This window comes from Bradyrhizobium sp. CCBAU 51765 (genome assembly GCF_015291725.1).
GTDB classification, from domain to species: domain Bacteria; phylum Pseudomonadota; class Alphaproteobacteria; order Rhizobiales; family Xanthobacteraceae; genus Bradyrhizobium; species Bradyrhizobium liaoningense.
The window spans coordinates 4191432-4214408 of the sequence record NZ_CP030038.1 but is presented as its reverse complement, the minus strand read 5'-3'; the positions used below and the strand labels follow the sequence as shown (position 1 = coordinate 4214408).

Sequence of the window (22977 nt, the reverse complement as noted above, 5' to 3'; positions counted from 1 at the left end):
TTAGACGGCAGGCTTGCGGTGAGGTCAATTGACCGGCCAGCCAGCGCAGTCATGCCATCCCTGTGGGTTCCACAACCGGATCATGAGATCGCATTGAACCCGCTTCTGTCGTGACGACACAAATGATGGAAGAAGAAAATCTAGAAGTAGTACTGCCATGCATTTGCACCGGTCTGTGGCATTGCGCCGTACCCTGTTTCTTCTCGCTGCGCTGATCGTCTGTCAGCCGGCATGGGCTGCGAACCGTGTCGCGCTCGTCATCGGCAACTCGGCCTACAAGAACGCCGCAGCGCTTGCCAACCCAGCCAATGATGCTGCGATCGTTGAGGAGACGCTGAAGAGGGCGGGATTCACCGTCGTCCAGACCCGCACGGATCTCCAGGCATCGGAGATGCGGCGTGCGCTGCGTGATTTTGCCGATGTGGCGCGCGACTCGGATGTCGCCGTCGTCTACTACGCGGGCCACGGGATCGAGCTCGAAGGTACGAACTACCTGATCCCCACGGATGCGACGCTCGAGCGCGATACAGATGTGTACGACGAGGCCTTTTCGCTCGAGCGAGTGCTGCTGGCGATCGAGCCGGCACGGCAGCTGCGGCTCGTGATCCTCGACGCTTGCCGCAACAATCCTTTCGCCGACAAGATGAAGCGGACGGTCGGCTCGCGGGCTGTCAGCCGGGGCCTCGCCAGGATCGAGCCGGCGACCTCGAATACGCTGGTTGCTTTCGCTGCCAAGGCCGGCTCGACGGCGTCCGACGGTGGCAGCAGGAACAGTCCCTATGCCTCGGCACTGGTGAAATATATCGCTACTCCGGGCATGGACCTGCGCAGGGTATTCGGCTTCGTCCGTGACGACGTCATGAAGGCGACCGGCAACAAGCAGGAGCCGTATGTGTACGGTACGCTTGGTGGCGATGATGTACCGCTCGTGCCGGCACCGGCCAAGGAAGCGGCCGCCGCAGCGCCTCAACCGGCCCCGCCACCGCTGCCTGCAACTCCACCGGTCTCGGCGCGTGCAGAAATTCGGCACGATTACGAGCTCGCGCTGCAGATCGGCAACAAGGATGCGCTGAACTACTTCCTTGCCCAGTATCCGGACGGCTACTACGCAAATCTGGCCAAGCTGCAGCTCGCCAAGATCGATGCGGAAGACAAGCGCGCGGCCGCAGCGGAAAAGGCGCGCCAGGCCGAGCAGGAGCAGGCGCGGCTCGTCAACCAGGGTGCCCAGCAGACACAACTCGCCAAGGCCGCCTCGGACCTGAAAGCAGCGCAGGACGCTCGTGCCGAGGCGGAGAAGGCCAGGGAAACCGCGCAACAATTGGCCGCGCAGGCCGAGCAGCGTCGCCGGGAAGCTGAAATAGCCGTCGCGAGAATTGGCGCTCAGGCTGGGTCCGACCCGTCGAAAGAGGCCCCCCCGAACTCGGATACGAAAGTGGCCGCGCTGCCGGCTCCACAGGCACCCGCGCCGGCACCGCCGTCCAAGGCCGAGCTTGCAAAATCGGTGCAAGCCGAGTTGCGCCGGGTCGGTTGCTTTAGCGGACCGGCCGATGGCGACTGGGATACGGCCTCACGGCGTTCGCTCGAGTTGTACAACAAGAATGCCGGCACCACGTTCGATGCCAAGGCTGCGAGCCCTGAGGCGCTCGACGCGATCAAGCTTAAATCGGCGCGGGTTTGCCCGATAATTTGCGGATCCGGCCAGAAACGCGATGGAGATCGGTGCGTCAAGATCACCTGCGCCGCGGGCTACTTCCTGAATAATGACGATGAGTGCGAGAAGCGCAGGGCCCGTCCGACACCTACCGCAAAGCTCGAGCGCAGGAACAGGGACCCCGAAGAAGCTCCGGCACGGCCTGCAAGGCCGCCGAAGCCCGAGGCTAACGCGGGAGGAGGCGGCGGTGGTGGTGGCATCGGCTTCATACCGTTCTTCCTGCCGTAAGATTGCTCGGTAGCCCGGCGCATGTCCATTCCGCTAAGACTTTATGTCACCCCATTCGCAAACAGGGGCGTCCTCGAGCCTGCACAATGGGACTGCGACACAGCGAAGAAGGCGCTCGATGTTGTCAATACGATCTGGTCGAAGGCGAAGATCGCCTTCGTGATCAGCGATTGCATAATGGAAAAGCCGCTCGACATGGCGCCGAGCAGGCGCAGCAGCGATGAGGTCCTGCTGGGCGTTCTCGCTTCCCGGCACGACGCGGACAATGCGGTCCACATCTTCCTGGTCAATTCGATCGCAAGTCTGAACGCCGGCGGAGGTTCATACCCGAATGGCTCTCCCGAGCCCGCAAGCTTCGTCCAGTGGTATGGCAATGACCACGCCAATGGACGCGCCTGGGCGCACGAACTCGGCCATCTGATGGAGCTCGATCACGTCGAGATCGACTATTCCAACGAGAAGCAGGCCGCGCAGCGCGTCAAGAACCTCATGGTGAAGGGATTGAGCGCGGGAAGCGATTTGACCAGCCAGCAGATCAGAACGGCCAAGGGCTCAAAGCTCGTCAAGAGATTTGGCGGTTAGACGCCATCGGATTTGACCATCCTCGCTGAGGGCAGGGCAGCAATTGACATTCGCCCGCGAGCGCCAGGATCACGTGCACTGACGGTCGTGCGCGGCTATTAGTCTAGACGGCCGGATCTTCTCGGTGGCGGATACGCGAGCGACCCGTTGGCGCAGCGCCCGCTTTCGGCGCTGGCGACTCAGGATGAACGAGACCGTCGACACCTCCGGTGTTTGAGCGTTGGTGCGCAGACACGACCTATCGTCCGGCGAACCTCCTCGAATGAGAAAGCCTGCGGCTCGGTGCGTTGTAGAGGGGCCAGGCTCAAAAGCCGAAAACAGACTCGGATCAGGAGAGAAGTTTCAACCGGCGGCAATGTCGGTTCGGGTTAAGCCTGAGTCTGAGGGGCGAAAAAACTAATGATTCAAAGACGAATTTTGCGCTGGATACGAGTCAATGTTGGTTCCATCTGAGTCAACCATCCGATTTTCGTTGTTCCATCCGAGTCCAGTAGCAACTCCGTGCGGCGTGACTAGTCGAGCGAATGAATGTGCATCTCGCCGTCGCCGGGGAAGTGCTTACCACGCTAATCGGAGGTGCCGAATGGCAGGAAGGAATGACAGCGTTCGTCGAGAAACGGCCGCCGACCTTCCTCCCCTTGCAAGGAGAGCATAAAGCCGAAAGCGGTGTAGCTCGGCCACGCACGGCGTGAAGGCATGCACCGCGTTTCCGCACCGCAATTCTTTGGTGCAGGTTCGCGGCTCCGATGGCCAGACCCTCCGGCTCTTGCGACCCGGCGCGGTCTTACACGAGCAGAAAGTTCGACGCGTGCAATTGGGCGATCGCGGTGTCGACGAAATCGACAGACCCCGCGTTGGGACCGCTTCCCAGCGCAAGCATGGTCCCGCCGTGCCCGTCGCTGGTGAGCGCGCCCATGATGTCGGCGACGGAGTGGTAGTTGCCGATGCCGCTCGCAAGCTCAACGACGCCGTTCGGGTCATTGCCAAATCCAGAGATGGTATCGATCTGGTTGCTGGAGTTGATCGAGACGGTCAGACCGGTGCCGTGATCGTTGATGCTGACATGGGCCGCACCATTGATGATCACCTGATTGTCGAACCCGGAAAAGTTGAACTGGTCCGATCCGCCATTGACCGTGATGACGTCCTGGCCGACCTGGTTCGTCACCTCCGCCTCGGACTCGTTGAGCACCACGTGATTGGCGACACCGCCAAGCGTGATCGTATCGTGGCCCGCGCCGGCAACGATGGTGGCCAGCCCGCTGCCGGCCGTAATCGTGTTCGTTCCCGAGCCGACGGTGATCTGGTTTCCCGTCCCGCCGAGATCGACGGTATTGTCGCCGTTGCCGAGCGTGACGGTATTGGTGCCGTCTCCGCCCGTGACGGCATCGTCGCCATGCCCGAGCGTGACCGTGTTGCCATAACCTGAGAGCGTCACCTTGTCGTTGCCGTCGCCGGCCGTTATCCGGCTCGCGCCGTCGCCGGGGTGGACAATATCGCTGCCGTTGCCGAGCGTGATGATGTTGCCATATCCGGCGGCGTCGATGGTGTCGTTGCCATTGCCGAGCGCAATCGTGGTGGCGCCTGTCGATCCCGTCACGGTGTTGTTGCCGTCGCCGCCGGTGACGTGGTTGACGATCCCTTCCAGATGAACGGTGCTGTCGCCGCTCGATACATCGACCGTGCCATACGTTCCGGCATAGATCGTGTCGTTGCCGCCATTATTGTGGATGGTGTTGAACATGCCGTAGGCGTGGATGAGGTCGTTGCCCGTCGTGCCCTCGATGGTCGCATAGCCGGATGCCGGGCCGACGATCGGCGTCGGGGCGGATTGATGCGTGTCGATGACGGATGTGTTGGCGTCGCTGATGGTCAGGCCGGCGCTGCTTGTGTCGGTCAGCGTGAACGTGGTCGTTACGCTGCCGTCGCCGTGCGGCGCGGCCACGAAGGTGAGGGCGTGCAACTCGGCGGTCAGGTCGGCCGCGCTGGTCGCTGCCAGTTCGTAGGTTCCGTTGCCGAGCGCGGTCAAGCCTGCCCCGGACAGGATGCCGTCCGCGCCTGCCAGCGTGATGATGAGACTATCCGTTGCGGCTGCATTCGGATCGGTGATCGTGACGGTGGAGAACGGATTGATCGCGGCTTCGTTGCTGGTCGTTTGTCCCGACACGGTTCCGGTGATGGTCGGCAGCGCCGCGGCCGTCAGCAGAATGCCGCCGGAGCTGTCTTTCGCGATGCCGAAACCGGTGACCGAGGTGTCGGCCAGGTTGAAGGTCTCGCTGGCCGTGCCGTTGCTGACCGTGAGCGTCGAGCCGGAGAGCGTCGCCGTTGCGCTGCTGGTGTAGGACAGGCCGGAAAGATCGATCTGGTCACCGAGCGCGATGCCTGCGATCTGGCTTGCAAAGGTCGATGAGCCCGAAACCAGCTGCTGCTCGATCTTGAGTGTGCCCTGGCCGGAGAAGGTGATGGTGTCGTCGGAGATCGCGCCCGCCTTGAGATCGAGCGTGCCGCCGGCGATCGTGGTGGCGCCGGCAGTGCCGCCGGGTTCGACCAGCTCCGTGGCGCCAAGATGGATAATCGACGCGTCCGCGGTGCCCTGATCGAGCACGTCGAGCTGGCCGCCGTTCAGTGTCGTCGAATTAACGATACCGTCGTCGGAGACGGAGAGGCTGCCGGAATTGAGGATTGTTCCGCGCGCCACGCTGGCATCGACCGCCGGTGCGTTCGGGTCGCCGGTGGGATCCGGAATGGATCCCGAAACCGTCATCACGCCGCCGTTAATGGTGACGTTGGTGGCGATCCCGGCCCCGAACAGGTGCAATTCGCCGCCGCTGCCGACAACGGCCGAATCAACCGTGCTTCTGATGACCTGGCCGTACGGGCCTCCCGGAGGATAGTAGATCGTCTCTCCCGAAGCGTTGATGATGCCACCCGATTCAACAATGGTGCCGTGGGCGGTGCCGCCATTGGTGAGATTTTGGACACCGCCTGCGTTGACGGTGGTCGCCGTAACGATGCCGCCATCGACGTCCTGCTCGCCGCCATTGTTGATGATAGTGTGATCGGCCTCACCTGGACCCGGCACGTAGTGTTGGTAAACGCCGGCAATATGCTGGACGCCGCCCTCATTGATCGTGGAGTAGCTCGCGGTGGCGAGGAACCCGACATCCTGTTCGCCGCCATTGATGACGGTGTTGGTGGCAGTGCCTCCGTCGCCGAAGCCGCTGCCCACGAGCTGCTTGCCGCCCGTCGATATCGTCGTGTTCGTGGCTGTGCCGCCGCTCAGCCTGAACTGAACGCCGTCGGCCACGGTGAAGCCGTCTTCCGTGTAGCCGTATTCGATAATGAACGTCGCGCCACTTTCGAAGGTGGTATGGGAAAGGGTCGCGCCGGCTTCAGCGACGAGCGTTCCGCCTGCGGCGACAACACCGTCGGTGAGGATGCCACCGTCCAAAACGTAGAGCGCCGAACTGTTCGCGACGGTAAATCCGTTTTCGATCGTGCCATCGCCGATCTCGAGAGCGCTGCCGGCGTTGAATGTCGTCCCCGAAAAATCGGCGTTGCCAAGCACGATCAAAGTGCCGCCTTGATTGACGGTCGTGCTGGTCGCTGTCGCGCCGGCGAACAGTTCCATCGTCGCGTAACCATTGATGGTCGTTCCGGTTGCCGTGCCGCCTGCATCAACATTCAACGTACCGAATTCTTGCAATATGGTGCCGGATACCAATGCTCCGTCCGAGACGGTCAGGGTTCCACCATTTTCGACGATGGTGCCGGTCGCCATGCTGGCGTCGACGGCCGGCTGGCCGGGGACGTCGGCGAACGGATCCGGGATCGATCCCGAGACGGTCATGGTGCCGCCATGAACGATCGCGTTCACTGCGGTCCCGCCGCCGGTGACGTCGAATTCACCCTGGTAGTTGATGATTGCACCGGTCGCGACGCTTCGGATCACCGGCTCCGGAAACACCGGCGCGGTTTCGACGGTTTCACCCGAAACCCTGAGAATACCGCCGGCAAGGACGACCGTGCCGCTGGCGCTGCCGCCATTCGTCACGTTCTGCACGCCCTCGGAATTGACGGTCGTCGCCGTTGCGATGCCGCCATCGATGTCCTGCTCGCCGTCGCGCTCGATCGACGTGTGATCGACCGTGCCGGGGGTTGGACCTTCGTGGACAAATTCGCCGGTGACACGTTGGACGCCGCCCGCGCTGATGCTCGTATAGCTGGCGACGCCATTGGAGATGACGTCCTGCTCGCCGCCGAAGATGGTGGTGTTGGTTGCCGTGCTTGTCGTGGAGGATCCGCCGACTGTCTGCAGGCCGCCGGTCAGGATCCACGTCCTGTCGACGGATGCGCCACCGGTGACGTCCATCGTGTCGCCATCGCGCAGGGTAACGCCGTTGGCGGGAGGAATAGCCGTCATCTGAATGCTCCTCGTTCGGTGCCTGGAAGATCAAACCAAACGGAAAAGCAAAAACATTCGCGGGCTATTCAACCTAAAACTGCGATGTCTGAAAATGTCTGTCAAGACATCGTTTAAGAAGTTTTGAGCGGATGCTCGCGCGATCCCTCCTGTAAGAGTCGTGACGTGTATACGCACGCATATTGTTCGGTGAATAGATCAGCAGCGTGACCGAGGAACTGCGGTAGCAGCGAAGCTGATATGCTCACGGCATTGAAGCATGCGAGCAGGCCCTTCGCACCGATCCGTCGCGTGATGGCTCCGGGCCTGCAGCAATGCTTGCCGCAACGTCGCTCGACGTTCGGACAGATGATGCCCGACGCGCTGGAGAAACTGAAGGACGAGGCGCCGAAGGCCGCGCGCCGCACCAACGGGCCGTGAGATTGCCATCGTGCACTGCAGGTAGGTCGCGATGTCAGTGTGCTTGCTGCCTCTCCCCGTTCTTACAGGGAGAGGGGTGAGGTGAGGGGCCATCTCCGCGTATCCGCCGATAGTTGTTTTGCGGAGGCAGGCGATGTCGCCTATCGCAAGATTCTACCGTTCGTCCAGCAGCGCCAAGCCGCCTTGCTCAGGCTGCTGACGGAAGCCGAGCGCGAGCAGCTTTGGACGATCACGGAGCGGCTGATCGTCCATGTCGGCGCTCTGTCCGACGCAGATGTGAATACGGAGATCGAGCCGTGAAGGCGCGAACGATGTACGACAAGATATGGAAGGGGCACGAAATCGCCGATCTCGGTGACGGCTTCTCGCTGCTGCACGCCGACCGTCATCTGCTTCACGATGGATCTGGTCCCGTGCTCGCGCGCCTGAGAGCGAGCAGCAGGCCGCTCGCGCAGCCGAATTTGTGCTTCGCGACGCTCGATCACGTCGTCTCGACTGCTCCAGGCCGGCCAGCGACATCGGAGAGTCGCAGTCGCACCATCGCGTCGCTGCGCGAAGGCGTGGCCGAGGCCGGCATCCGCCTGTTCGACGTGGGTCGATCCGGCCAAGGCATCGTCCGCGTCATCGGGCCGGAACTCGAACCCAGCCGGAAAGACTCAGATCCAATCCAAGTCGACAGGCAACGCTGCGCGCCTAATCCGTAATTCGCATAAGGTATATTATGGAATATCTATATATACAATTGGATCAGATATTTAGGTGAAATTCCTCTCATTGCACCTTCGCTCCAGCGCCGTTTCGGGTCTTGCGCTCGACCATCGTCCAAAGCACTTGACGGCTACTGTGCATGGGGTTGTTTTCGCACTTTTTGTCAGGCCCCGTGTGCCGAAAGCCGATATTGCCGTGACGTTATCCGGCTGCAATAAGCGAGGCCTCGCGAGATCGCAGATGACCTGAAGACCGACCGTCCGTATAGGTTTGCATCTCAGAACAACAACAAACCTTCCGAGGAAGCAGACCCATGGTCTTTTCGACGCGCTTTTCCCGACGCACGCTTCTCAAGGCCTCCGCCGCGACCGCGGCTCTGGGCGGCCTCAGTGCGCCCCATGTGGCCCGCGCCCAGAGCGCCGAGTTCACCTACAAATATGCCAACAACCTGCCCGACACCCATCCGATGAACGTACGCGCCAAGGAAATGGCTGCGGCGATCAAAAGCGAGACCGGCGGCAAGTTCGACCTCCAGATCTTCCCGAACAACCAGCTCGGGTCCGACACCGACATGCTGAGCCAGATCCGCTCCGGCGGCGTCGAGTTCTTCACGCTGTCAGGACTGATCCTGTCGACCCTGGTGCCGGCGGCGTCCATCAACGGCATCGGCTTCGCGTTCCCGGACTACGACACGGTCTGGAAGGCCATGGACGGCGATCTCGGCGCCCATGTCCGTAGCGAGATCAAGAAGGCCGGCCTCGAGGTCATGGACAGGATCTGGGACAACGGCTTCCGCCAGACCACGTCGTCGACCAAGCCGATCACCGGGCCGGACGACCTCAAGGGCTTCAAGATCCGCGTGCCGGTGTCGCCGCTGTGGACCTCGATGTTCAAGGCGCTCGACGCGGCGCCCGCCTCGATCAATTTCAGCGAGGTCTATTCCGCGCTGCAGACCAAGATCGTCGAGGGCCAGGAGAACCCGCTCGCGATCATCTCGACGGCAAAACTCTACGAGGTGCAGAAGTACTGCTCATTGACCAACCACATGTGGGACGGCTTCTGGTTCCTGGCCAACCGCAGGGCCTGGGAAAAGCTGCCGCAGGACGTGCGCGCCATCGTCGCCAAGAACATCAACGCCGCGGCCGTGAAGGAGCGCGAAGACACCGCCAAGCTGAATGCCAGCCTGCAGCAGGAGCTCGCGGGCAAGGGTCTGACCTTCAACCAGCCGGCCGTGGCGCCGTTCCGCGACAAGCTGCGCACCGCCGGCTTCTATGCCGAGTGGAAAGGCAAGTACGGCGATCAGGCCTGGGACCTCCTGGAAAAGGCCGTCGGCAAGCTGTCGTAACGCGTCGGGGCCGTCATGGCTCATTTCGAGGTCGAGGTGACCGAAGTAACGGGCGAGGTGGCTGTGCAGTCCCCTCGCCGACCTTCGTTGCTGGGCTCGACCGAGCGCGTGCTCGGCCTCCTCGTCGAAGTCCCGGCGGCGATTCTCGTCGTCGCCGAAATCGTGATCCTGTTCGCCGGGGTGGTCGCGCGCTACGGCCTGCACCGGCCGCTGATCTGGTCCGACGAACTCGCTTCGATCCTGTTCCTTTGGCTGGCCATGCTGGGCGCGGCGGTCGCCTTCCGCCGCTCCGAGCACATGCGCATGACCGCGATCGTCGCGAGCGCCGGGCCTGCGATGCGGGCCTATCTCGATCTGGTCGCAACCTGCGCGGCGCTGGCGTTCCTGGCGCTGATCGTCTGGCCGTCCTTCGACTATGCCTACGAAGAGAGCTACATAACCACCCCGGCGCTCCAGATCTCCAACATGTGGCGCGCCGCCGCGCTGCCGACCGGTATCGGCCTCATGGCAGCCTTTGCCTTGCTGCGGCTGCTGCGCGCGGCCGATTACCGGATGGTCGCAACGGCCTTCGTCACCGTTGCTGCCGTAATCGGCCTGTTCTGGCTGGCGGAGCCGCTCCTGCGGCAGCTCGGCAATCTCAACCTCGTCATCTTCTTCGTCGGCGTTGCCGGCTTTTGTGTCTTTGCCGGTGTTCCCATTGCGTTCGGCTTTGGCCTGGCGATCTTTGGCTATCTCGCGCTTGCCACGCGCACGCCGGTCATGGTGCTGGTCGGGCGCATGGACGAGGGCATGAGCCACCTCATCCTGCTCTCGGTGCCGTTGTTCGTGTTCCTCGGCCTCCTGATCGAGATGACCGGCATGGCGCGGGCCATGGTGGCGTTCCTGGCGAGCCTGCTCGGCCATGTCAGGGGCGGCCTGCATTACGTGCTGGTCGGCGCGATGTACCTGGTCTCCGGCATTTCCGGCGCCAAGGCCGCAGACATGGCCGCCGTCGCGCCCGTGCTGTTTCCCGAGATGAAAGAGCGTGGTGCCAAGCCTGGCGACCTCGTCGCGCTTCTTGCGGCGACGGGCGCCCAGACCGAGACGATTCCGCCGAGCCTCGTGCTGATCACGATCGGCTCGGTTACCGGCGTTTCGATCGCAGCCCTGTTCACAGGCGGCCTGTTGCCCGGCGTCGTGCTCGCGATCACGCTGTGCATGCTGGTGTGGTGGCGCTACCGCCACGAGGACATGAGCCACGTCCGCCGCGCGACGGCGTCCGAGATCGGCAGGACCTTCATCGTCGCCCTGCCCGCGCTCGCGCTGCCTTTCGTGATCCGCTACGCCGTGGTCGAGGGCATCGCGACCGCGACCGAGGTCTCCACCATCGGCATCGTCTATGGCGCCCTCGTCGGCCTCCTCGTCTACCGCCGCTTCGACTGGCGGCGGCTGTTTCCGATGCTGGTCGAGACGGCGGCGCTGTCGGGTGCGATCCTCCTGATCATCGGCACGGCGACCGGCATGGCCTGGGGCCTGACCCAATCAGGCTTCTCGCGTTCGCTGGCGGCCGCCATGACGGGGCTGCCCGGCGGAGCGGCGACCTTCATCGCTGTCTCGATCCTGGCCTTCGTCATCCTCGGCAGCGTGCTGGAGGGCATTCCGGCGATCGTGCTGTTCGGGCCGCTGTTGTTCCCGATCGCCCGCGCCGTCGGCGTGCACGAGGTGCACTATGCCATGGTGATCATTCTCGCCATGGGTATCGGGCTATTCGCCCCGCCGTTCGGCGTCGGCTATTATGCGGCCTGCGCCATTGGACGGGTCGATCCGGCCGAGGGCATCAGGCCGATCTGGGGCTATCTGCTGGCGCTGCTGGTGGGACTGATCATCGTCGCGATCTTCCCCTGGATCTCGATCGGATTTCTTTGACGCGATTTGAGGAGTGTGTCGATGAGTGAGCGGCAGAACCCGTACAATATCGGCCTCGACAAGACACCCGCCAACTATGTGCCGCTGAGCCCGCTGAGCTTCATCGCGCGCAGCGCCGCCGTCTATCCCGATCACGTCAGCACCGTCTATGAGGGCCGCAGCTTCACCTGGGTGCAGACCTATGAACGCTGCAGGCGATTTGCGTCGTGGCTGGCGGGCAAGGGCATCGGCGTCGGCGACACCGTTGCGGCGATGCTGCCTAACATTCCGGCGATGAACGAGGCGCATTTCGCCGTGCCCATGACCGGCGCCGTGCTCAACGCGCTCAACATCCGCCTCGATGCGCCCTCCATCGCGTTCCAGCTCGACCATGGCGGCGCCAGGATCATCCTGGTCGACCCCGAATTCTCCAGCGTGATCACTGATGCGCTCGCGCAGATGAAGGGCCCCAAGCCGCTTGTGGTCGACGTCGACGACGCATCGTTCAAGGGCGGCACGCGCATCGGCGAGATCGAGTATGAGGCAGCCGTTGCGCAAGGCGATCCCGGCTTCGTGGCGGTCAGGCCGAGTGATGAATGGGACGCGATCGCGCTGAGCTACACCTCGGGCACGACGGGCAATCCCAAGGGCGTCGTCACCCATCATCGCGGCGCGTACCTGAACGCCGTCAGCAACATCCTCGCCGGCAATCTCGGCCAGCATCCGGTCTATCTCTGGACGCTGCCGATGTTCCACTGCAACGGCTGGTGCTTCCCCTGGACCATCGCGGCCGCCGCCGGCATCAATGTCTGCCTGCGCAAGGTCGAGCCAACGAAGATTTTCGAGCTGATCAAGCAGCACGGCGTCACCCACATGTGCGGCGCGCCGATCGTCTACAACACGCTGATCAACGCGCCCGATGCGCCCAAGGAAACGTCAACCGGCAATGCGGCCCGCCGCGTCGTCGGCCTGATCGCCGGCGCTGCGCCGCCGGTCGCGGTGCTGGAGGGCGCCGAAAGCATCGGCATCAAGCTGACACACGTGTACGGCCTGACCGAGGTCTACGGCCCCGCCTCCGTCTGCGCCGAACAGCCCGGCTGGGACGAGCTCCCGGCGGCCGAGCGGGCTCGAATGAAGCGGCGGCAGGGTGTGCCCTACCCGCTCGAGGAAGCCGTCACCGTCATCAACCCGCAGACAATGCAGGACGTGCCGCGCGACGGCGAGACCATCGGCGAGGTCATGTTCCGCGGCAACATCGTGATGAAGGGGTATCTCAAGAACGAGAAGGCAACCAAGGAAGCGTTCGAAGGCGGCTGGTTTCACACCGGCGACCTCGGCGTGCTCGACGAGCATGGCTACGTCATCATCAAGGACCGCTCCAAGGACATCATCATTTCCGGCGGCGAGAACATCTCCTCCGTCGAGGTCGAGGACATCCTCTACAAGCACCCCGCCGTGCTGTTCGCAGCCGTGGTCGCCAAGCCCGATCCGAAATGGGGTGAGGTGCCCTGCGCCTTCGTCGAATTGAAGGACGGCGCCAGCGCCAGCGAGGCCGACATCATCGCCTTCTGCCGTTCGCATATGAGCGGCTTCAAGACACCGAAGGCGGTCGTGTTCGGACCCATCCCGAAGACCTCGACCGGCAAGATCCAGAAATTCCTGCTACGCAACGAGGTCGGATCAGCGAAGGCGATCTCGGCCTGAACGGCGTCTGGAGAGCCTTCCGCCCGCGCGAGCACGGCGAGCGGAAGCTCTCTCCGTCTTCACATCTTCCTGTAGGCGTCGACCACTGCCTGACCGTCGGCTCCGGCCTTCTTGAGCCAGTCGGCCGTGAGCTGTTCGCCGATCTTCTGGAAGCCGGCCTTGAGTGCCGGGCTTGGCGGCTCGACCGTCATGCCCTTCGCCTTGAGCTGGTCGATGTACCAGGTGCTCTTGTCCTGCCAGGCTTTCCAACCGCGGGTCTCCGCGGTCGCGGCGGCCTTGAGGATGGCCTCCTGGGTCGGCTTGTCGAGCGCCTCGAATGCGGCCTTGTTGACGAAGGTGTAGTCCTTCGGAATCCAGGCCTGCACGTCATAGAAATATTTGAGCGACTCCCAGGCCTTCGCATCGTAGCCGGTGCCGCCCGATGACATGAAGGAGTTCACCACGCCCGTCGCCAGCGCCTGCGGCAATTCCGCCGCCTGGATCGTGACCGACTGGGCGCCGACCAGCTCGCCGATCCGCGCGGTTCCGACATTGTAGGCCCGCCATTTCAGGCCCTTCATGTCCTCGATCGAGGCTAGCGGCTTGTTGACATAGACGCCCTGGGGCGCCCACGGCACGGCGAACAGAAGCTTGAGACCCTGTGCATCGAGCTTCTTGACGATCGAGGGCTTGGAGGCCTGATACAGCTTCATCGCGTCCGGGAAGCTGGTCGCGAGGAACGGCACGACGTCGATGCCGAAGAGCGGATCCTCGTTCTCGTGGATCGACAGCAGCACCTCACCCATCTGCGCCTGCCCGGTCACCACCGCGCGCTTGATGTCGGGTGCCTTGAACAGCGAGGCACCCGGATGAACCGTGATCTGGAGCTTGCCGGAGGTGGCGGCTTCGACGTCCTTGGCGAACGCAACGAGGTTCTCGGAATGGGGATTGTCGGCAGGATATGCCGCCGGCAGATTCCATTTGGTCTGAGCCATGGCGGGCGTCGCGGCGAGCACGGCGCCGGCGATCAAGGATGCGCGGATTAAACGGGACATTATCGGGCTTCTCCTCACAGTCAATTTGAACACTTTGCACGCTCAGTCTGGGAAGGCGAGCTTGGGCAAGAACATTACGATCTGCGGATACTCCGTGATGATGAACACGGACGCGAGCAGCAGGATGAAAAACGGAAACGCTGCCCGGGCAACGGTGAACGTATCACGGCCGCTCATGTTCTGGAGCACGAAGAGATTGAATCCAACCGGCGGCGTGATCTGCGCCATTTCCACGTGAATGATGAGATAGACGCCGAACCAGACCAGGTCGAGCCCGGCCTGCCTGACCATCGGCAGCACGATGACGGCGGTCAGGACGATCATCGAGATGCCGTCGATCAGGCATCCCAGGATGATGTACATGATGCTCAGATACAGCGCGAGCATGCCCGGCGTGAGCTGTTGACCCTGGACCCAGGTGGCGAGCGCGGCGGGAATGCCCGTATAGGCCATCGCAGCCGTGGTATAGGCCGCACCCGCCAGGATCAGCATGATCATGCAGGTCAGGCGCGTCGCACTCATGATGCTTTCGAGGAAATTCTTGCGCGTGAGCGTACCGCTCCACCACGCCAGCAGCAGCGCGCCCGTGACGCCCCATGCGGCGCATTCCGTGGCGGTCGCAAAGCCCAGCACGAGAGAAAGAAACACGGCCAGGATCAGGAGCAGGCAGGGTGCGAGCTTCGCCGATTCCTGAAGCTTCTGCCGGAACGGCATCGGCGGATCGCGCGGCGGAACCTTCTTGGGATTGAGCAGCGACCAGATGATGATGTAGCCCGAATAGAGCACCATCACGAGCACACCCGGCAGGAACCCGCCGAGAAACACCTGTAGCACGGAGACGTTCGCCGTGACCGCGTAGACCACCATCGGGATCGAGGGCGGAATCAGGAGGCCGAGCGTGCCCGCGCCCGCGAGCGATCCGAGACTCAGGCTCTTGTCGTAGCCGCGCTTGTCCAGCTCAGGCAGCGCGATTTTTCCGATCGTCGCGCAGGTCGCCGCCGAAGAGCCCGACACGGCAGCAAAGATGCCACAGCCGATCACGTTGACATGGGTCAGGCGTCCCGGCAGCCACTGAACCCAGGGCGACAGCCCCCGGAACATCTCTTCCGATAATTTGGTGCGGAAGAGGATCTCGCCCATCCAGATGAACAGCGGCAACGCAGCCAGCGTCCACGACGAGCTGGCGCTCCAGGTGGTGGTGGCGAGCACGGCGCCGAGCGGAAGGCTCGTCGTCAGCGCCATCGCCACGAAGCCGACAAGTCCAAGCGAGACCGCGATCCACACGCCGCTTCCCAGCAGCAGGATCATGACGCCGAGCAGAACGAACGACAGCTCGATCATGCCGAGATTGGCCATGGTCAACCTCCGCCGCCCTGGGAGATGCGCTCGATGAATTCGTCCGGCGTCTCATCCGGCGAGCCCTTCTCGTAGCTTGGGCGGCCGCCGCCGACGACATTGACCATTTCATCGATGAGCGCGATCGACAGGATCGCAAGGCCCCCGGCAAAGCCGAGCTGCGGAATCCAGAGCGGGAGCGCGACGACGCCCTGCGCCACATCGTTGAAGCGCCAGGAGTCGTAGGTCATCTGCACGGCATAGCGGGTGAAATAGAGGATGAAGGCGGTGGCGATACCGAGCGCCGTGATCTCGGCGATCTGCTTGGTCCGCCCGTGCAGACGCTCCAGCAGCAGGCCGACGCGGATCATCTCTCCGCGCTTGAAGGTGTGCGCAAGCCCTAGGAAAGCCATCGCGGCCATGCACCAGGACGCGAAATCATCGCCGGCGGGAATGTTGATCGCAAATTGGCGCCCGACCGACATGGCCATCATGATTGCGAAGATCGCGACCAGAAAGACGCCCGCGGCGTAGCCCGCGCCGAGATAAAGCAGGTCCAGAGCGCGTCGCGCCGGTCCCCGAGCCGCTACATCGTCCCCTGCCAACGCAATCCCCATCCTCACACGAGGCGATTCAATCGACCCGTGCCGGTCGTACCTGAATGTCGCCCTGTCCAACGCCTGTCTTTCAGACGTTAGATCAACATGATGGGGTGGGCGCAAGCAAGGAGTATGCCGCCTGACACCAGAATTTCCACCCCAGGTTCAGTGCGTCTCCAGCCGCAGCCCGTCATAGGCTGGCACAACGCCGGCCGGCAGCGACTGACGGATGACCTCGTAGTCGACGTCGGCGGTCATGTTGGTGATGACCGCGCGCTTCGGCTTGAATCGCTCGATCCACGACAGCGCGTCGTTGATGCTGAAATGGCTGACATGGTTGGTGTAGCGCAGGCCATCGACGATCCAGAGGTCGAGATTTTCCAGTGCGCCCCAGCTCTCGCGCGGGATGTCGTTGAGGTCGGGCGTGTAGGCGGCATCCCCGATGCGATAGCCGAGCGCGGGAATATTGCCGTGCTGCACCAGGAAGGCTGTCATCGTCACCGCGCCGCCCTTCCCCAGGATGGTCTGGCTCTCGCCCGCCTCGATCGAATGCCGAGTCAGGATCGGCGGGTAGTCGCTGCCCTCCGGCGAGATGAAGCAATAGGAGAAGCGCGACAGGATGTCCTTGGCGGTCGACTGGTTGAAGTAGGTCGGGATACGACGACGCATGTGCATGACGACCGAGCGTAGATCGTCCATGCCGTGGGTCTGGTCGGCGTGCTCGTGCGTCAGGAACACTGCGTCGATGTGGTCGACATTGGTCGAGAGCAACTGCTCGCGCAGATCCGGCGAGGTGTCGATCACGATGCGTGTCGTGCCGTGCTCGGACGTCCGTTCGACCAGCAGCGAGCAGCGGCGACGGCGGTTCTTGGGATTGTTGGGATCACAGGCGCCCCAGCCGAGCGCCGGGCGCGGCACGCCGGCGGAGGAGCCGCAGCCCAGGATCGTCAGCGTCAACGTCATGTGGTCCCCAGTCTCAAGCATTCACCTTCGAGAACAGACGGAAGAAGTTTTCGCTTGTCTGGCGCGAGATCTCGTCAAACGACACGCCGCGTGTCTCGGCGAGCACTTTTGCCACCTCGACGACATAGGCCGGCTCATTGCGCTTGCCTCGAAACTTGCCAGGCGCAAGATAAGGCGAGTCCGTTTCAACCAGGATACGGTCCGATGGCAGCTCGGCCGCAAGCGCGCGCAAGGCCTCTGATTTCTTGAAGGTCAGGATTCCCGTGAAGCCGATATAGAGCCCGAGCGACACCGCCTTCAGTGCCAGCTCGCGTCCGCCCGTGTAACAATGCAGCACGGCGCGAAACGATCCCTTTGCCACCTCGTCTTCCAGAATGCGTGCGCAGTCCTCGTCGGCTTCGCGGGTGTGGATCACCAGCGGCAGGCCGGTGACGCGGGCGGCGGCGATGTGGGCGCGAAAGCCCCTCGCCTGCGCTTCCGGCGAGCCGTTGTCGTAGAAATAGTCGAGCCCGGCCTCGCCGAGCGCGACGACCTTGGGGTGCTGCGTCAGGGCAACGAGCTCGTCCGGCGCGATGCCGTCCTCCTCGTCCGCGTTGTGCGGATGGGTGCCGACCGAGCAATAGACGTCGTCATAGCGTTCGGCGATCGCGAGCAGATCCTTCAGCCGGCGCACCCGCGTCGAGATCGTGACCATACGCGTGATGCCGGCCGCTCTCGCCCGCGACACGATCCCGTCGAGATCTTCCGCAAAGTCCGGAAAATCCAGATGGCAATGACTGTCGACCAACATGCGGACGCCTTCAGGCTGCCGGCTCGACGTAGCGCGGGAACGCCGGCGTCGGCGCCGGCAGCGTCGAGCCCGGTGCGATGCGCTTGGCGCCGCCGAGCATGGCGAAGTTGCGCTCGGTCTCGGGGATGCCGAGGCCGTCGAGCAGCTTACCTGAGGCGATCGGCATCGCGGGCTGAGCCAGGATCGCGACCTGGCGCACGACTTCGGCGGTGACGTAGAGCACCGTCTTCTGCCTGGCTGGATCCGTCTTCGCGAGCGCCCACGGCGCCTCGCCGGCGAAATAGCGGTTGGCCTCTGCGACCACGGCCCAGACGGCGTTGAGCCATTGATGGATCTGCTGCGTCGCCATGGCCTCGCGCGACGCAGCGATCATGCCGTCGGCCATTGCCAGAATCGCCTTGTCGTTGTCGCTGAAGTCCCCGGGCTCGGGCAGCACGCCGTCGAACTGCTTGGCGATCATCGAGAGCGAGCGCTGGGCGAGGTTGCCGAGGTCGTTGGCGAGATCGGCATTGATGCGCGCCACGATGGCCTCGTGATTGTAGTTGCCGTCCTGTCCGAACGGCACCTCGCGCAGGAAGAAATAGCGCATCTGGTCGACGCCGTACTGGTCGGCGAGATTGAAGGGATCGACGACGTTGCCGACCGACTTCGACATCTTCTCGCCCCTGCTGAACAGGAAGCCGTGGGCATAGACCCGCTTCGGCAGAGGGATGCCGGCCGACAGAAGGAAGGCCGGCCAATACACCGCATGGAAGCGGATGATGTCCTTGCCGATGATGTGCACGTCGGCCGGCCAGTAGCGCCAGTTCCTTTCGCTCTCATCGGGGAAGCCGACGCCGGTGATGTAATTGGTCAGCGCGTCGACCCAGACATACATCACGTGTCCTTCGTCGCCCGGCACCTTCACGCCCCAATCGAAGGTGGTGCGCGAGATCGAGAGATCGCGCAGGCCGCCCCTGACGAAGCTCACCACCTCGTTCTTGCGGGAGTCCGGACCGATGAAATCAGGGTGGTCCGCGTAGAGCTTGAGCAGCCTGTCCTGGTACGCCGACAGGCGGAAGAAATAGCTCTTCTCCTCGACCCATTCGACCGGCGTACCCTGCGGGCCCAAGCGCACGCCGTCGTCGTTCACGCGCGTCTCGTCCTCGGCGTAATAGGCCTCGTCACGGACCGAGTACCAGCCCGAATAGGTGTCGGCATAGATGTCGCCGTTCGCTTCCATGCGCCGCCAGATCTCCTGGCTGGAGCGATGATGCTGCTCCTCGGTGGTGCGGATGAAGCGGTCGAACGACACGTTCAGACGTTCGTCCATCTCCTTGAAGCGGCCGGCATTGCGGGTCGCGAGCGCGGCGGCGGACATGCCCTCCCCGGCCGCAGTCTGAACCATCTTCTGACCGTGCTCGTCGGTGCCGGTCAGGAAGAACACGTCCTTGCCGTCGAGCCGCGCAAAGCGCGCCAGCGCGTCGGTCGCGATCGCCTCATAGGCGTGACCGATATGCGGGCTGCCATTGGGATAGGCGATTGCGGTCGTGATGTAGAAGACGTTGCCGCGCGCGGGAGCGGCAACGGGTGCGGCGACCTGTGGAGCAGCAACCGGCTTCGGTGCACGCGGGCTCTTGGGTTTCGACGCCTTGGGCGTCACAGCCCTCGGCGGCGTGACGACCGGAGACGGCGCGGCGGTCACGGCAGGTACAGCCGCCTTCTTCGCGACCTTCTTCGCCGGAGCCTTTGGCGGCGTCTTGGCAGGAGCCTTTGCCGGAGTCTTGGCCGGCTTGTTGGCAGCTGATCTCTTAGAAGCCTTCTTGGCGACGACCTGCCCCTTCGCAGCCTTTTTGCCGGCCTTCTTCGTCGTCTTTGCAGCGCTCTTCGTCACGCCCTTCCTGGCAGCGGCCTTCTTGGTCTTCTTGGTCTTCTTGGTCTTCTTGGTCTCTTTGGCGGCTTTGGCCGCGCGCGCCTTAGCGGCCTTCCCAGCGGCTTTCTTCACGGCCTTCTTGGCAGCCTTCTTCTTGCTGCTCTTGCCTTTGACGGTCTTCTTAGCTCGCGTTGCCACCACGAATTCCTTTACCGGCTTGTCCGAAATCTGGAAACGAACCTGCGTTAGGTTGTTGTTTTGCGCATGATCTATTCGGAAAACCGCTCCGCGCTTTTCCGGATCATGCTCTAGCGCGTTGCGTCCGCCAGCCAGCCAAACACCGAGAAGACCAAGGGCTTGCGCTCCAGATTGTAGGTCTCGGTGTCGCGCGCGGCGCGGACGATCTTTTCCCATACCTCAGCTAGGCGCGCAAGGCGCGGCAGGTTCTGGTTGGCATTGGCCTCATCCGCATGCAGCCGCTCCGCGATCCAGCGGTCGATGCCGTCGATGAAGGCGGCAAGCGCGACGCGGTCGCTGGTGCCGAGCGAATCGCCGAGCATGTGCAATTCGCGCGGATCGACCTGCGGCAGGCGCGCCAGCAGCGCCGCCGTGCGCTGCTGAAGTTTCAGGGCGTCGCCGCCGAGCAGCGTCAGCGCCCGTGCGACGCTGCCCTCGGAGGCTTCCGCCGCCTCGCGCAGCGCGGGATCGTTCGGATCAAGCTCGGCCGCCGAAGCTGCGGCCGCGATCACGTCATCCGTGGTGAGCGGCCGCAGGCGCAGCTTGCGGCAGCGTGACTGGATCGTGGCGAGCACGCGCGCGGGCGCGTGGCTCACCAGAAGGAACAGCGATTGCTGGGGTGGCTCCTCGAGGATCTTCAGAAGCGCATTGGCCGCGTTTGGATTGAGCTCATCGACGGTGTCGACGATGCAGACGCGCCAGCCTTCGGCTGCCGCGGTCGAGCCGAAGAACGCGATCGTCTCGCGCGTCTCGTCCACGGTGATCACGGTGCGCATCACGCCGCGATCATTGACGGTTCGCTCCAGCGCCAGCAGGCCGCCATGCGAGCCGGCGGCCACCTGCCGCGCGACCGCGTCGTCAGGATCGATCGCAAGGTTCTCGGCGCCCTGCACGGCGGGCGCGAGCGGCTGAGAATGGGCGAGCACGAAGCGCGCCATGCGATAGGCCAGCGTTGCCTTGCCGATCCCTTGCGGCCCGCCGATCAGCCAGGCATGTGGGATGCGCCCGCTGCGATAGGCCGCGAGCAGCGCGGCCTCGGCCTCTCGATGGCCGAACAGCCACGATGTCTCACGCGGATGGGGAATGGCGGTTTCGCGCTCGGCCTGACGCGGGCTCATGCCGAAATCACCGAAGCCGGCGTGGGAAGAAGACGATCGCGCAGCGCCGTCCAGATTCGGGCCGCGACCGTGTCAGGATCGGAATTGGCGTCGATCAGCACGCAGCGCGCGGGCTCGTCCGCCGCGATCTTGCGATAGGCTTCGCGGAGGCCCTCGTGGAAGCTGAGCTTCTCGGCCTCGAACCTGTCAGGCGTCCCGCTGCCGCGGCGCGCGGCAGCGCGTTGCAGGCCAATCTCGACCGGCAAATCGAGGATGATGGTGAGATCAGGCTTGAGATCGCCGATCGTGACCCTTTGCATGGCGTTGATCAGGCCCTCGGGAACGCGGCCGAGGCTGCCCTGATAGGCCCGAGTCGAGTCGGCGAAGCGGTCGCACAGCACCCAGGTGCCCTGGTTGAGCGCAGGCAGGATCACGGTGCGGACATGGTCATCGCGCGCGGCGGCAAACAGCAGCGTCTCTGCCTCGGGGCCGAGCAGCTTGCCCATGCCCGACAGCACCAGGTGACGCATGATCTCGGCGCCTGGCGAGCCGCCCGGCTCACGCGTGACCCGGATGCGCAGCTTTGCCGCCTTGAGGCGGTCAGCGAGCTTCTTGATCTGGGTCGACTTGCCCGCGCCCTCGCCGCCTTCAAAGGTGATGAAGCGTCCACGTCCGGACGGCCGCTGTACCGCGCTCTCACTCATGATCAGAGCTTCTCGGCGCCTGCGCGGAACATGCCGATCACGAGCTCGCTGGCACCGTCGATCGCGCGGCGCATGGTCGAACCGGTTCCGATCGCTTCCGCCGCATAGACCGGCGTCTCGACCGCGATGTTGCCGCTGCGCCAGACCCTGACCACGCCGACCCGCTGACCGGCCTCGATCGGCGCCCGCACCGGACCGCTATAGACGATGCGCGCAATCAGCTTGTCGCTGCCGTTCTTGTGCACCATCACCTTCACCGGCGTCCTGGCGACGAGCTTGACCGAGCGGCTCTCGCCGCCGAACACCTTGGCGTAACCGACCGGCTGCTCGGCCGGGATCAGGGTGCGGGTCTCGAAATTGCGGAAGCCCCATTCCAGCATCTTCTTGGCTTCCGTGGCGCGATCCTCGGGGTCTTCGAGGCCATTGACGACGACGATCAGCCGCGTGCCGTTCTGCACGGCCGAGCCCACCATGCCATAGCCGCCTTCCTTGGTGTAGCCGGTCTTGAGGCCGTCGGCGCCTTCCATCGAATTGAGCAGCGGATTGCGGTTGAACTGGCGGATCTTGTTCCAGGTGAACTCCTTCTCGCCGAACAGTTTGTAGAAGTCGGGAAAGTCGAGAATGATATGCCGCGCGAGCATGCCGAGCTCGCGTACCGTCATCTTGTTGCCGGGGTCGGGCAAGCCGTTCGAATTGGCGAAGGTCGATTTGGTGAGACCAAGTTCGCGTGCACGCTTGGTCATGAAGTCGGCCGCGAAGATCCGCTCATTGCCCGCCATGGCTTCGGCAAGCGCGATGCAGGCGTCATTGCCGCTCTGGATGATCGCGCCGTGCAGGAGATCGTCGACCGAGACCTTGCTGTTGATGGCCGCGAACATGGTCGAGCCGCCCGAGGGCGCACCGCCCCGGCGCCACGCATTCTCGCTGATCCGGTACTCGTCCGTCAGCTTGATGTCGCCCTTCGTGATCGCATTGAAGACCACCTCCGCGGTCATCAGCTTCATCATGCTCGAGGGCGCGCGCAGCTCGTCGGCGTTCTTCTCGAACAGCACGCTGCCGCTGGAGGCTTCGATCAGGATCGCAGTCGGGGCATCGCCATCGAAGCCGGCCTCTTCCGCCTTCTTGGCGCCCTGGACGCTCTGGTTGGCGGCATAGAGCGCCCCGCCCCAGCCGATCCCCGCCACCAGGGCCGCAGCGATCAGCCCGCGCACCAGCGTGCCGGCGGTGAGCCGGTTGCGACGAAGCAAAGGAAGACGAAATGCCATGGCGAAGCCCTGAGGGAGGCGTTCTAACAGTTGGAACAGATGCGAACAACACGCGGTTGGATGCTTGCCCGTGAGATTGCACGATTCTCCTCGCGC

The 22977-nt window shown here is 63.6% G+C and carries 18 protein-coding genes; 8 read left to right on the top strand and 10 right to left on the bottom strand.

The genetic code is table 11. The annotated features are described in order from the left end of the window. The first annotated feature begins 157 nt into the window (after positions 1–157). Both XH96_RS20250 and XH96_RS20245 read left to right on the top strand, forming a co-directional pair. A complete protein-coding gene (locus XH96_RS20250; RefSeq protein WP_194387367.1) occupies positions 158–1939 on the top strand; it encodes a caspase family protein in 1782 nt (593 codons plus the stop codon). Positions 1940–1960: 21 nt separating this feature from the next. After that, positions 1961–2521, top strand: coding sequence for a hypothetical protein (locus XH96_RS20245; protein ID WP_194387366.1), 561 nt, complete (start codon positions 1961–1963; stop codon positions 2519–2521). A gap of 784 nt (positions 2522–3305) precedes the next feature. Here XH96_RS20245 and XH96_RS20240 read toward each other — a convergent pair. Next, positions 3306–6893, bottom strand: coding sequence for an AIDA repeat-containing protein (locus XH96_RS20240; RefSeq protein ID WP_246790172.1), 3588 nt, complete (start codon positions 6891–6893; stop codon positions 3306–3308). 291 nt (positions 6894–7184) lie between these two features. Here XH96_RS20240 and XH96_RS20235 point away from each other — a divergent pair, with 291 nt between their 5' ends. The 6 genes from XH96_RS20235 to XH96_RS20210 all read left to right on the top strand — a co-directional run bounded on the left by XH96_RS20235 (position 7185) and on the right by XH96_RS20210 (position 13005). Continuing rightward, on the top strand, positions 7185–7364 hold the full coding sequence (locus XH96_RS20235) for a hypothetical protein (protein ID WP_194393972.1): 180 nt from the start codon (positions 7185–7187) through the stop codon (positions 7362–7364). A gap of 81 nt (positions 7365–7445) precedes the next feature. After that, positions 7446–7664 (top strand): hypothetical protein, encoded by a 219-nt coding sequence (locus XH96_RS20230; RefSeq protein ID WP_194393971.1) that lies wholly within the window; start codon positions 7446–7448, stop codon positions 7662–7664. After that, positions 7661–8068 (top strand): aconitase family protein, encoded by a 408-nt coding sequence (locus tag XH96_RS20225; RefSeq protein ID WP_194393970.1) that lies wholly within the window; start codon positions 7661–7663, stop codon positions 8066–8068. The genes XH96_RS20230 and XH96_RS20225 overlap by 4 nt, the downstream gene beginning before the upstream one ends. Positions 8069–8385: 317 nt before the next feature. Beyond that, positions 8386–9417 (top strand): TRAP transporter substrate-binding protein, encoded by a 1032-nt coding sequence (locus XH96_RS20220; protein WP_194393969.1) that lies wholly within the window; start codon positions 8386–8388, stop codon positions 9415–9417. Between the two features lie 15 nt (positions 9418–9432). Then, positions 9433–11322: a TRAP transporter large permease subunit gene (locus XH96_RS20215; protein WP_194393968.1), complete on the top strand. Its 1890-nt coding sequence runs from the start codon at positions 9433–9435 to the stop codon at positions 11320–11322. Positions 11323–11343: 21 nt separating this feature from the next. Beyond that, on the top strand, positions 11344–13005 hold the full coding sequence (locus tag XH96_RS20210; protein ID WP_194393967.1) for an acyl-CoA synthetase: 1662 nt from the start codon (positions 11344–11346) through the stop codon (positions 13003–13005). A 59-nt stretch (positions 13006–13064) separates the two neighbouring features. Here XH96_RS20210 and XH96_RS20205 read toward each other — a convergent pair whose 3' ends face one another. The 9 genes from XH96_RS20205 to XH96_RS20165 all read right to left on the bottom strand — a co-directional run bounded on the left by XH96_RS20205 (position 13065) and on the right by XH96_RS20165 (position 22881). Beyond that, positions 13065–14042: a TRAP transporter substrate-binding protein gene (locus XH96_RS20205; RefSeq protein ID WP_194394192.1), complete on the bottom strand. Its 978-nt coding sequence runs from the start codon at positions 14040–14042 to the stop codon at positions 13065–13067. Between the two features lie 39 nt (positions 14043–14081). Further along, positions 14082–15395 carry a TRAP transporter large permease gene (locus XH96_RS20200; protein ID WP_194393966.1) on the bottom strand — a complete coding sequence of 438 codons (1314 nt, stop codon included), beginning with the start codon at positions 15393–15395 and terminating at the stop codon, positions 14082–14084. A gap of 2 nt (positions 15396–15397) precedes the next feature. Then, the gene (locus XH96_RS20195; protein WP_194393965.1) at positions 15398–15991 is read right to left on the bottom strand and encodes a TRAP transporter small permease; all 594 of its coding nucleotides are present in this window, start codon (positions 15989–15991) and stop codon (positions 15398–15400) included. A gap of 147 nt (positions 15992–16138) precedes the next feature. Beyond that, on the bottom strand, positions 16139–16936 hold the full coding sequence (locus XH96_RS20190; RefSeq protein WP_194394191.1) for an MBL fold metallo-hydrolase: 798 nt from the start codon (positions 16934–16936) through the stop codon (positions 16139–16141). Positions 16937–16949: 13 nt separating this feature from the next. After that, positions 16950–17726 carry a TatD family hydrolase gene (locus XH96_RS20185; protein ID WP_194393964.1) on the bottom strand — a complete coding sequence of 259 codons (777 nt, stop codon included), beginning with the start codon at positions 17724–17726 and terminating at the stop codon, positions 16950–16952. A gap of 10 nt (positions 17727–17736) precedes the next feature. After that, positions 17737–19776, bottom strand: a complete 2040-nt coding sequence (metG, locus tag XH96_RS20180) for a methionine--tRNA ligase (RefSeq protein ID WP_194393963.1) — start codon at positions 19774–19776, stop codon at positions 17737–17739. A 110-nt stretch (positions 19777–19886) separates the two neighbouring features. Next, positions 19887–20933 carry a DNA polymerase III subunit delta' gene (locus XH96_RS20175; protein ID WP_194393962.1) on the bottom strand — a complete coding sequence of 349 codons (1047 nt, stop codon included), beginning with the start codon at positions 20931–20933 and terminating at the stop codon, positions 19887–19889. Next, positions 20930–21616, bottom strand: coding sequence for a dTMP kinase (tmk, locus tag XH96_RS20170; RefSeq protein ID WP_131868692.1), 687 nt, complete (start codon positions 21614–21616; stop codon positions 20930–20932). The genes XH96_RS20175 and tmk overlap by 4 nt, the downstream gene beginning before the upstream one ends. Positions 21617–21618: 2 nt before the next feature. After that, the gene (locus tag XH96_RS20165; protein ID WP_194393961.1) at positions 21619–22881 is read right to left on the bottom strand and encodes a D-alanyl-D-alanine carboxypeptidase family protein; all 1263 of its coding nucleotides are present in this window, start codon (positions 22879–22881) and stop codon (positions 21619–21621) included. Positions 22882–22977: the final 96 nt, after the last annotated feature.

Bases quoted from the DNA above. Each gene is read 5' to 3' on its own strand.
- XH96_RS20250 (WP_194387367.1), top strand. From the start codon at position 158: ATGCATTTGCACCGGTCTGTGGCATTGCGCCGTACCCTGTTTCTTCTC.
- XH96_RS20245 (WP_194387366.1), top strand. From the start codon at position 1,961: ATGTCCATTCCGCTAAGACTTTATGTCACCCCATTCGCAAACAGGGGC.
- XH96_RS20240 (WP_246790172.1), bottom strand. From the start codon at position 6,893: ATGGACGTCACCGGTGGCGCATCCGTCGACAGGACGTGGATCCTGACC.
- XH96_RS20235 (WP_194393972.1), top strand. From the start codon at position 7,185: ATGCTCACGGCATTGAAGCATGCGAGCAGGCCCTTCGCACCGATCCGT.
- XH96_RS20220 (WP_194393969.1), top strand. From the start codon at position 8,386: ATGGTCTTTTCGACGCGCTTTTCCCGACGCACGCTTCTCAAGGCCTCC.
- XH96_RS20215 (WP_194393968.1), top strand. From the start codon at position 9,433: ATGGCTCATTTCGAGGTCGAGGTGACCGAAGTAACGGGCGAGGTGGCT.
- XH96_RS20210 (WP_194393967.1), top strand. From the start codon at position 11,344: ATGAGTGAGCGGCAGAACCCGTACAATATCGGCCTCGACAAGACACCC.
- XH96_RS20200 (WP_194393966.1), bottom strand. From the start codon at position 15,395: ATGGCCAATCTCGGCATGATCGAGCTGTCGTTCGTTCTGCTCGGCGTC.
- XH96_RS20195 (WP_194393965.1), bottom strand. From the start codon at position 15,991: ATGGGGATTGCGTTGGCAGGGGACGATGTAGCGGCTCGGGGACCGGCG.
- XH96_RS20190 (WP_194394191.1), bottom strand. From the start codon at position 16,936: ATGACGTTGACGCTGACGATCCTGGGCTGCGGCTCCTCCGCCGGCGTG.
- XH96_RS20185 (WP_194393964.1), bottom strand. From the start codon at position 17,726: ATGTTGGTCGACAGTCATTGCCATCTGGATTTTCCGGACTTTGCGGAA.
- XH96_RS20175 (WP_194393962.1), bottom strand. From the start codon at position 20,933: ATGAGCCCGCGTCAGGCCGAGCGCGAAACCGCCATTCCCCATCCGCGT.
- tmk (WP_131868692.1), bottom strand. From the start codon at position 21,616: ATGAGTGAGAGCGCGGTACAGCGGCCGTCCGGACGTGGACGCTTCATC.
- XH96_RS20165 (WP_194393961.1), bottom strand. From the start codon at position 22,881: ATGGCATTTCGTCTTCCTTTGCTTCGTCGCAACCGGCTCACCGCCGGC.